The sequence below is a fragment of the Aestuariivirga sp. genome (assembly GCF_044238155.1).
GTDB lineage: Bacteria > Pseudomonadota > Alphaproteobacteria > Rhizobiales > Aestuariivirgaceae > Aestuariivirga.
The window spans coordinates 1-10,292 of the sequence record NZ_JBIIDX010000126.1 but is presented as its reverse complement, the minus strand read 5'-3'; the positions used below and the strand labels follow the sequence as shown (position 1 = coordinate 10,292).

Here is a 10,292-nt window from a genome sequence, read left to right as displayed (position 1 = left end):
CCGAGGGCTCGTCGTAATCGCCCAGTTCGGTCGTCGGCATGTGTACATCGCGTCTTGCCCGGTCAATGCGCAGGTTGCGGGCAATGGTGAAAACCCAGGTCGTGACTGAACCCTTGGACGGCTCGTAGAGGCCGGCCTTGGTCCAGACCGCAATCATGGCTTCCTGCACAAGGTCCTCAGCAAGCTCCGCCGAGGTATTCTTGCGCATCATAAAGCTCTTGAGTCGCGGGGCGAAATGATCGAAAAGCACCGCGAAGGCCTGTCGGTCCTGCCGTTGCGCCACCTGCACGATCAGGTTGCGAAACTGTACCTCCAGGCGCTGTTTCTCAACGTCCTGCCGCTTGTTTGCCGAGTCCATGACGGCATACATAGCACATTTCCTCTGTTATGCAGGGTTTACGCTTTCCTCTGTCAGGTGGATCACATGATCCGTGCCGGAAAGGAAGTCGTAGGTTCGTAAAAATGCGGAAAAGGTCCCGTGAAACCACGTCATGTCGCTGTTGTCGGATCTGGCATATCTGGGCTTTCTGCCGCTTGGCTGCTGTCAAAACGGCATCGCGTTACGCTGATTGAGTCCGATGCCCGTCCGGGCGGGCACTCCAATACGGTCGATTGTGAGATCGATGGTGTGGACGTTGCCGTCGATACGGGCTTTATCGTCTACAATCCGCCCGCCTATCCAAATCTTACGGCTCTTTTCAATCAGTTAGACGTTCCAACCGCAGCGTCAAACATGAGTTTTTCGGTGTCGATGGGCGATGGGGCCTATGAATATGCGGGCTCGTCCCTCACCCAGCTTATTGGCCAGCCAGGCAATTTGCTCAACTGGGGCCACCTGCGACTGATGCGCGATATTCCGCGCTTCTTCCGAACGACCCTGCGCAAGCTTCCCACCCTTCCGGATAATGTGACCATCGCTGAATTTCTCGAGACCGAGGGTTATTCGGATTATTTCATGGACAGGCATCTGTTGCCGATGGCCGGTGCAATCTGGTCTGCAGCTCCTGGCGACATGCGGGACTATCCGGCCCGCGCCTTTCTCCGGTTTTTCGACAATCATGGCCTGCTGAGGATCAGAAACCGCCCACACTGGCGAACGGTGCGGGGTGGCGCTCGGGAGTATGTCGCGCGGCTTATCCAGGACGGGCTTTTCGAAACACGGCTGAGAACGCCCATTACGGCCATTCGCCGTACAGCGAGTGGAGTTCAGCTCCGCACAATAAGCGGCGAGGAGCAGACATACGATGACGTGGTCATAGCGACCCACGCTGACCAGGCTCTGGCAATGCTGTCCGATCCGACCCCAGACGAGCGCCGGCTGCTTTCCTCTTTCAGATATTCAAAGAACCGTGCGATCCTGCATCGCGATGATCGCCTGATGCCGCGCCGCCAGAGCCTGTGGTCAAGCTGGAATTATCTTGCGTCCCTGCCACCGCACCAGACAAGCAGCAGTGCCGTGACCTACTGGATGAACAGCTTGCAGCCGCTTCCAGTCAAGGCACCACTGTTCGTGAGCCTCAATCCGCTGCGCGAGCCTGATCTCGCCCAGGTGTTGGCGGAATTTGATTACTCACACCCCATCTTTGACCCGGCTGCAATGGACGCCCAAAGACAGCTTTGGAGGATCCAGGGGACTCGCAATACGTGGTTCTGTGGAGCCTATTTTGGCTCGGGCTTTCATGAAGATGGCATTCAGTCCGGACTGGCTGCAGCCGAGCATCTGGGGGGTGTGAGGCGGCCCTGGTCGGTTGCCAATGAGTCAGGCAGGATCCACCTGTCCTCGCGGCAGCCTGAAACACCCCATATTCAGGCAGCTGCCGAATAAAATGCCCGAAACCTGCCTCTACTTTGGCGAGGTGGTGCACAAGCGGCTCAACCCGATACGCCACGAGCTGCGCTACAGGGTCTTCAACGTGTTCATGGACATCGATGACCTCGAGGCGTGTGCAGGTCGGCTGTGGTTGTTCAGCTATAATCGGTTCAATCTGTTCTCATTGAGCGATTACAACCACGGACCAGGGGACGGAACACCAATCCGTCAGCATGTCTGGGATCTGGTCCGCAACACGACGGCAGGCACCGAAATCTCGAAAATCTTCATGTTCTGCTACCCGCGCGTGCTCGGTTATGTCTTCAACCCGCTTACTGTCTACTATGCTTATGACGCAAAAGACCATCTCCGTCTCATGATTTACGAGGTGAACAACACGTTTGGAGGCCGACACTCCTACGTCATCCCGGTGGCTGAAGGCTTTGCCCAATCAGCTCCTAAGCACTTTTTTGTTTCACCTTTCAACGCTGTCGAGGGGCAGTATAAATTCCACTTCACCGCGCCGGCGGGCCGAATGGCACTGGGTGTATCACTATCCGCCAACGGAACACCGATCCTGAACGCCTATGTGAGCGGGATGCGCCGGACGCTTTCTGACTCGAACTTGCTGAAGGCCTTCCTGGAAGTGCCGTTTCTCACTCTCAAGGTCATTGGCGCGATCCACTTGCAAGCCATGCGTCTTTTGTGGAAAGGATTACGGCTGAAACCACGCCCACGAGTGCCTAACAACACAGTCGATTTTCTTCCAAAAGCCGGTTCTGAACCATGACAGCTGATACGATCCATGCCCGAGACGGTCTTGTTGGACATCTGATCGGATCAATTGGGCGAAAGCTATTGCCGAAGGATCTGGCTGGAGGCCTTACGCTCACTCTTCCGTCAGGACGCCAGCACCGGATCGGATACACGAAACCCGGAGTGGATTGTGACCTTCAGCTGCGCAATTATCGACCAGTCTGGGCGGCAATGCGCCGTGGCGCATTAGGCTTTGCCGAGAGCTTCATGGCGGGGGATGTTGACAGTAGCAACGTTACAGCCGTTCTACGTTTCTACCTTCAAAACCGGCCGGCACTGAACGATGCCGCACGGCCGGTCTTCTCGAAGAGCCCAGTCGACCGGCTGTTTCACATGCTGCGACCCAACACCAAGACGGGTGCGCGTCGCAATATCAGTGCTCACTACGACCTTGGCAACGAATTTTATGCCCTGTGGCTAGACCGCACCATGAGTTACTCATCCGCTTACTTTGGCAAGGGCGCAGAGACGCTCGAGGCTGCGCAGACTGCGAAATACGATCTGGTACTTGGTGCACTGAGCCTGGACCGTCCCTCGGAGATACTCGAGATCGGTTGTGGCTGGGGAGGCTTTCTGGAGACCGCCGCACAGCATGGTCACCACTTGACGGGCCTGACAATTTCGCAAGAACAGCTCGACTATGCAAGGCGGCGCCTTAAGGGCCAGGCAGAGGTCCGTTTCCAGGATTACAGAGACACTCAGGAGCAGTTCGATGCCATCGCCTCCATCGAGATGATCGAGGCCGTTGGCGCAGCCAACTGGCCTACTTATTTCCGCGTCCTGCATGACCGGTTGCGTCCCGGCGGCAGGGCTGCGGTTCAGGCCATTACAATTGATGAACGCCTGTTTGAGGGTTACCGACGCAAGGCAGATTTCATCCAGCGATATATCTTTCCGGGAGGAATGTTGCCCACCAAGAAAATCCTGTCAGAGCAAGCGGCGGAGGCTGGTCTTGGCTTTGAGGTGATAAAGACCTTCGGCCAGGATTATGCCCAAACGCTGGCAATCTGGCGCGATCGGTTTGAGGCGGCCTGGGCCGGGGTGGCACAGCTCGGCTTCGACGAAAGGTTCCGCAAGCGCTGGCACTACTATCTTTCGTATTGTGAGGCAGGCTTTTCCGAGGGTTCAATCGACGTCGGGATCTATCGTTTCCTGCGCAAGGGGTGATCGGCTGAGGCAAACGGGCCGTATTGCCCCTCATGCTGAAGAAAAACGATTCTGCCCGATTTGATCTTCTGGCCTATTTTGAGGGCCATACGCTGGCGCATGGCGTATTTGAGGACCGTGGCGGCCGCATCAAACGCCGGTTTGCCGTCGAAATGACGGGGCGGTGGGAAGCCGGCGCAATGGTGGTTGATGAGGATTTCCTGTTTGATGACGGTGAACGCCAGCAGAGGTGTTGGACGCTGGTACCGAAAACCAGTTTGACGTTCACAGGCACCTGTGCGGACGCCGTCGGCGAGGCGCATGGTCATATATCTGACGGCTGCGCCTATCTTCGATCCACGCTGCGCATCAAGGTTGGAAGTCGTTTGATTTCAATGGACTTTGATGATGCTTTCTATGACGGTGGCGGGGGTCTTGTTCTCAACCGGTCGACCGTTCGCAAGTTGGGTATTCGTGTCGGGCAGGTGCTGATTGCCTTCAGGAAAGCCTGATCAACGTTCTCCGTAGATCATGGTATAGAGTATTGGACGCAAGGTCAGCATCAGGCTGTCGGCCAGTACCGCATGGCCTTCAGCCGTTGGATGGAGGGCGCCGGTTGTTTCGGAAAACACAGCGGATGAAACCTCTTCGTCAATGCGGCCCGAACGATCCTTTACCTTTTGATTAACCACCATATAGGCGTCGTTGAAAGTGCGAACCCAGCGTTGGCGCAACACAAAGGGATAATTCTGGCTTGATGGATCATAGGGGCGCCATTTTCCAGGCTCTCCGGATAAAGTCATTTGGCACGTCTCGGTATCGCGTGTGGCGCTACCGAAGCACGGGATCATAAGCTGCTCTGCGGGATCGCCGATGCGTCGCAGGTCCTGCGCGCAGAAACCATGGCCATCAAACATGCGGTCGCTATAGATGCTCCCGGCAAAGTTCCAGCCATGATCTCCCGCGAGATCTCGCATGCGGCGGTAGAGCGAAGAAAACTGTGATCTCACGTCCGCAAGACGCGACGCCCGTGCCGTCAACCATGAAGAGAACATGTCCAGCGACTGATTCGCCGGATAGCGATCTTCCTCATCAGTATCCCCCGGCGCTGCCATGCAGATTCCGCCAGTCTCGTCTGTAACAAGATCAGGATAGGCGGATAGAACAACACGCGAAGGATCAAACACACCATCGCTCGCAGACATCAAGGGCAAACTGGCTTCGAAGGCAGCAGCAAGTTTTGCATAAGACACCGGCAGCACATCACGCATGCGCCTTGAAAATTCCTCGGCGCTCACCGTAGCGCCAAAAAATGCGGCTACCTTCGATGATGCGCCCTCCCGCAGCGAGGCCCAGGCGACGATATTGGAAAAGCCGATGTCGTTGCCACCGACCGTGAGAAAGAGGAAATCGAGCGGCCGGCGAAAGTTCCGATCTGGACAAAGCGGCACGCCTGCCTTCGTTTCGGGGTCAACCCGGCAAAGATCGTGAACCAGCTTGAAGAGTTGCCCATCTTCTTCACCACCCGAGATATAGGGGGGCGTGAGGGATTGGCCACGCTCATTTACCGATTGGCGCTCGACATAGGTTTGTGGCTTCAGGATCCCTGCATCTATGCCAGCGCCGGAACACGAGTAGTCCAGAAAGGTGACCGATACCTGCGGATTTTCAATGGCAATCTGGAGTGCAGCCCGGAGCTGCGCTCCATAGAGGGATCGGTGACACAACGTGTCCGTCCAGGCAGCATCGCCTCTTGCGTCGTTCATCCGTCTTTCAGGATAGAAGTTTCGGAAGCGGCGGCCTTCATCAAATGCGACGGGAATATTTGGATTTCCTTCTCCAGAAGCAAAACTGTCTCCAAGTCCGGCAATCAACAAGTCTTTGACCTGAGCCTTGAGGAAAATGGGTGTTTCACCCTTGAGATTCACAGCAATTTCAGCCCCACCAGGATAGGGCAGGTCAATGTTTTTGCCAGATACGCGCGTTGAGCAAGGCGCTTGAGTTACAAGCGTACCATCAATGCGCCACTCACACTCCGCTCCAGCAGGCAGGATACCACCCGAACTGGATAGCCACAGTTCAATGCCATGAGAAGTCGGAAGCAGGTAATCTTCAAGTGAGCCGCATGACGAATAGCGCCTCTTTCGGGAATTGTAGCACAATTCATCATGAATACTGGCCGCCCATCCACGCCAATCAAAGTTCTTGCGAAGAATGTTGCTGAACGCAATGAAGCGATCATTCAAAACATGTTCGGATCCAAGCACGGATGTGCGTGCGATGAGAAGATCACGCTCGCTCGAACTGAGACCCTGTTGATCGGCGTGTAGCTGGTATTGGCGCCACGCATTTTCGTGAAGCTTGAACGATTTTTCATTTGAAAACAGCCGAAACCGGTTGATGACCTGCCATTCAATCCTGAATTGGCTCGCCGTAAGGGTCTGAGCCTGTGTTTCAGCAGCATGGAGGGAAAAAAAGAGCGCAATAAACAGTAAAGGTCTGAGCATAGGACGGAGTTTCAATGGAATCACGGCCAAGTTTAGGCAATCCCTAGGACGCATCTGGTACTGGCTTGGCGATAATCACACGAATGCCAGCATCGATCAGCATGCGATGGTTCGAATCGGTGATACCATCATCGGTGATAAGCGTTCCAACTCGAGACAGGGGCATCATAGGATTTCTTGCACGTACACCAAATTTTCGACTGTCAGCAAGGACGATCACTTCATCGGCTCGCTGCAAGAGCTGTTCAGTCTCGCGGACGACAAGTGGATGAGATTCATGCATGCCGTTGGGGGTGATTGCCTGTGCACCGAGAAAGAACTTTGAAGCAAAAAATTCTGGTCGGCTGGATTGGGGAGAAAAGAGGATACCAGGTTCACGATACAGTTCACCTCCTGCAAGTGACAGATGACAAGTGCCGTTCTGCCAGAGAGTGGCAGCAAGAGGCATCGAATTTGTGAAGATGCGAACGTTTCGTTCAGCCAGCAGCAGGGCGAAGAGATAGCAGGTTGAACCGCCGTGAATGATGAGTGCGTCACCATCGTGGACAAGCGCCGCAGCCTCCAGCGCAATCGCTTTCTTTGCCGCTACCCCTAGCATTTGGTTTTCAGTGAACGGTCGTGCTGTTACGCGGTCAAAGGGGTTCGCGGCCTCGGCGGCTGCGATCCCTCCAAAGACCTTGCGCACGGAACCCGTAGCGTGAAGTTTTGCTATATCCCGACGGATCGTGGCCGGTGAGGCATCAATAACTGCCTGCAAGTCGCGGACAGTGGCGAAAGGACGGTCCTTCAGCACTTCCAGCATGACTCTGTGACGTTCCGTTTCAGTCATGATGCCCGGCTCAACCGTGATTGAGAACAATCATTTGTGCAGCGCAAAAATCACTTAAGACGCCCAAACTAACTCACTTGACGTTTTTTGATCACGAATGTTTGTTATTACTCACCAACGGGCCGATGTAAACCACCCGGACAAACCGACACGGAAACGGCCTGACTGCAGATGACGGCTTGGGAAAGGTAACAGGCGGAATGCAGCGCCAGCGGACCGATGACGTTACGACAGAAAGTGACGGACTGCCGGTCGAGTTGCGCGCTGTCTCAAAATCCTTCGCGGGCATCAAGGTGGTCAGCGATGTCAGTTTCAGCATCCGCCCCGGCGAGGTGCACGCCCTCATGGGGGAGAATGGTGCAGGAAAATCAACCCTGATCAAGATGATGGCAGGCCTGCACCAGCCAGATGACGGCCAGATCCTGATCAATGGCAAATCTGTAAGATTCTCATCACCCCGCGACGCCCATGCGGCAGGAATTGCAACGGTTCATCAGGAACTTCTTCTCTTTCCAGAACTGACAGTGGCGGAAAACATTTTTCTTGGTCAAACCCCGAAAACACCACTCGGAGCAATTGATTGGTCAACCATGCGACGGCGGGCACGAAGCTTGCTCGAATCGCTCGACAGCGGCGACCTCGATATAGACCAGAAGGTCGCCGCACTCTCTGTAGGAAACCGACAGCGCATAGAAATTGCACGTGCGCTTGCACAAGAGGCCCGCGTCCTGATCATGGACGAGCCAACCGCGGCACTTGCCGAGCACGATGTACAGCGCCTCATGGGTATTGTTCGTAATCTGTGTCAGCGCGGTGTTGCGATTGTATATGTCAGTCACCGCATGCCAGAGATTTTTGCGCTGGCAGACCGTGTAACAGTCCTGCGAGACGGGAAACATGTGGCGACGCGCCCTGTTTGCGACGTTGACGAGACAACCCTTGTTTCCATGATGGTAGGACGATCAATTGATCGACTTTATCCGGCAAAGCAGGGTATCGATGGAGATACAATCCTCCAGCTTCGTAACGTGTCCTACCGATCCGTCGTGCAGAATATTTCGTTCACTCTTCGTCGCGGTGAGATTCTTGGGCTTGCAGGGCTGGTTGGCTCAGGGCGGACGGAAACGGCCCTGACCATTTTTGGCATTACCCCTGCTACAGAGGGTGATATCCTGATTGACGGCAGATCTGTCAATGTCAGATCCCCCGAAGATGCCCGCAACCTTGGCATAGCGTACATACCTGAAGACCGTGGACAGCAAGGGCTCATCCGCACACAGTCGATTGCCGAAAACATTGCGCTTGCCAATCTGCAACGACTGACACGCGGTCTTCTCGTAGATATGAAACGGGTTATCGAGGAGGCAAGGCGAGCCATTGCACAGTTTGGCATACGTGCCCGGGGGCCCGATCAACTGGTAAGGCAACTTTCTGGCGGCAACCAGCAGAAGGTAGTGCTTGGCAAGTGGCTTGCGACAAGACCCAGGATTCTCATCATGGATGAACCAACGCGTGGTATCGATGTTGGTGCAAAGGCTGAAATTCACCAGCTGATGCGACAGTTGACAGGCGAAGGCATGGCAATTCTCATGATTTCGAGCGAATTGCCTGAAGTACTTGGTATGAGTGATCGCGTAATCGTCATGAATGCCGGCCGTATCATCAGTGAATTCGAAAAGTCACAGGCTACGGCGGAAGTTGTCGGCACTGCGATGACACGTAGCCTAGAGACAGGTCAGGCAACATGACGGCGATGGAGACACATCCCGGCCGATCACTGCTGCATAGGTTTGTTAGCGGCTATGGTCAGGAAATTGTAGTTCTGCTCTCGATTGTGGCACTCTTCGTAATTGTCGGCCTGATAAACCCTCGATTTCTGTCCGACACCAACATAAACTCGATATTCGCTGGTAACGCCTACATCGCCATAGCCGCAATCGGCATGTCGATGATCATCATTGCCGGCCATATCGATGTATCCGTAGGGGCACTGATTGGTGTTATCGCCACGATAGCCGGCTCACTTGCTGTCAACGGCTACCCCGTGTGGATCGCATGGGGCATCCCAATACTGTTTTCCATAGCTGTAAATGGTGGCGTGGGGGCGCTGGTGGCCTACACGCGGATCCCATCGATCGTAGTCACGCTCGGCATGCTGTCTATCCTGAAGGGTGGGCTGATCAGCATCACTGCAGGTGAATGGATCAGCGATCTCCCCCCAGAATTCATGATTGCACAGATGCGGCCATTCGGTATTCCCTCGGCTGTCTATTTCATGATCGTTCTGACGGCTGCTGCAGCTCTCTTTATGCGCTATACCGACTTTGGACGATCAATTTATGCCGTCGGTGGCAACATGGAAGCGGCCCGTGCAGCTGGAATAAATCCAGAGCGCACCGTTGTCGGCCTCTTTATGCTGCATGGACTGTTTGCCGGTATCGCTGGACTTCTCTTTGCGACGCAATTGCAGGTTATCCAATCCACGGTGCCGCCTAATCTGGAGCTGACGGTGATCACTGCTTCGGTGATTGGCGGCGTATCCATCCTGGGAGGTACCGGCACAGTCATCGGCTCGACGCTTGCAGCCATTCTATTCGCCTGTATCGGCTCAGCACTCATATTCCTCAATGTCTCCGCCTACTGGCTCCGCGCGGTCCTTGGTCTGCTGATCCTCGCAACGGTTCTTGCGGATATGGCGCGCCGCAGGAGAGCGTCATGACAACGACGGCTCTACTCCGACATGAAACAGTTCTTGCTGTCTTGACAGTGATTGCACTGATTGTACTCGCATCCTTTTCTGACAAGTTCTTTACGGCTGAAAACCTTCTTAACCAGGGCCGCTTGATGGCCGAGGTGGGCCTTGTGGCGCTTGCCATGACGTTCGTAATTGTGACTGGTGGTATCGACCTCTCGGTAGGTTCTATTCTTGGTCTGACAGCTATTCTACTTGGCGTATTCTGGAAGAATCTGGGCCTGCCTTTGCCAGCAGCAATTGTGCTGGCCATTGCCTGTGGCACGCTGGCCGGATGGATCAACGGATTCATCATCACCCGCTTTGGCGTTCCGCCACTGATCGCCACGCTTGCGACATTGGCACTCTATCGTGGCCTGGCAGAGGGAATCAGCGAGGCCCGATCGGTGCGGGGATATCCCGAATGGTTCTTTTTCCTAGGTCAGGGAGAAG

The 10,292-nt window shown here is 55.0% G+C and carries 10 protein-coding genes; 7 read left to right on the top strand and 3 right to left on the bottom strand.

Annotated elements, in window-relative coordinates; genetic code table 11:
* Positions 1-370: sigma-70 family RNA polymerase sigma factor (locus ACILRN_RS12815; protein WP_395688866.1), on the bottom strand; the 370-nt coding region annotated here is incomplete at its 3' end.
* A 108-nt stretch (positions 371-478) separates the two neighbouring features.
* Between ACILRN_RS12815 and ACILRN_RS12810 the strand changes: the two genes are divergently transcribed.
* The 4 genes from ACILRN_RS12810 to ACILRN_RS12795 are packed head-to-tail and all read left to right on the top strand — an operon-like array spanning position 479 to position 4,284.
* Positions 479-1,825 carry an NAD(P)/FAD-dependent oxidoreductase gene (locus tag ACILRN_RS12810; RefSeq protein ID WP_395688864.1) on the top strand — a complete coding sequence of 449 codons (1,347 nt, stop codon included), beginning with the start codon at positions 479-481 and terminating at the stop codon, positions 1,823-1,825.
* The gene (locus ACILRN_RS12805; RefSeq protein ID WP_395688862.1) at positions 1,755-2,600 is read left to right on the top strand and encodes a DUF1365 domain-containing protein; all 846 of its coding nucleotides are present in this window, start codon (positions 1,755-1,757) and stop codon (positions 2,598-2,600) included. The genes ACILRN_RS12810 and ACILRN_RS12805 overlap by 71 nt, the downstream gene beginning before the upstream one ends.
* The gene (locus ACILRN_RS12800) at positions 2,597-3,793 is read left to right on the top strand and encodes a class I SAM-dependent methyltransferase (RefSeq protein ID WP_395688860.1); all 1,197 of its coding nucleotides are present in this window, start codon (positions 2,597-2,599) and stop codon (positions 3,791-3,793) included. Before ACILRN_RS12805 ends, ACILRN_RS12800 begins: the two co-directional genes overlap by 4 nt.
* Before the next feature lie 32 nt (positions 3,794-3,825).
* Complete coding sequence (locus ACILRN_RS12795; RefSeq protein WP_395688858.1) at positions 3,826-4,284, top strand: DUF3833 family protein; 459 nt, start codon at positions 3,826-3,828, stop codon at positions 4,282-4,284.
* Here ACILRN_RS12795 and ACILRN_RS12790 read toward each other — a convergent pair whose 3' ends face one another.
* Together ACILRN_RS12790 and ACILRN_RS12785 are read right to left on the bottom strand one after the other, a co-directional pair.
* Complete coding sequence (locus tag ACILRN_RS12790; protein ID WP_395688856.1) at positions 4,285-6,309, bottom strand: hypothetical protein; 2,025 nt, start codon at positions 6,307-6,309, stop codon at positions 4,285-4,287.
* 13 nt (positions 6,310-6,322) lie between these two features.
* A complete protein-coding gene (locus tag ACILRN_RS12785) occupies positions 6,323-7,108 on the bottom strand; it encodes a DeoR/GlpR family DNA-binding transcription regulator (RefSeq protein ID WP_395688854.1) in 786 nt (261 codons plus the stop codon).
* Between the two features lie 200 nt (positions 7,109-7,308).
* Here ACILRN_RS12785 and ACILRN_RS12780 point away from each other — a divergent pair, with 200 nt between their 5' ends.
* The 3 genes from ACILRN_RS12780 to ACILRN_RS12770 all read left to right on the top strand — a co-directional run.
* Positions 7,309-8,856, top strand: a complete 1,548-nt coding sequence (locus ACILRN_RS12780) for a sugar ABC transporter ATP-binding protein (protein WP_395688852.1) — start codon at positions 7,309-7,311, stop codon at positions 8,854-8,856.
* Positions 8,857-8,861: 5 nt separating this feature from the next.
* Entirely contained in the window at positions 8,862-9,827 is a 966-nt protein-coding gene (locus ACILRN_RS12775; protein ID WP_395688868.1) for an ABC transporter permease, read from the top strand.
* A partial coding sequence (locus tag ACILRN_RS12770) for an ABC transporter permease (protein WP_395688850.1) occupies positions 9,824-10,292 on the top strand: 469 nt, incomplete at its 3' end. The genes ACILRN_RS12775 and ACILRN_RS12770, both read left to right, overlap by 4 nt.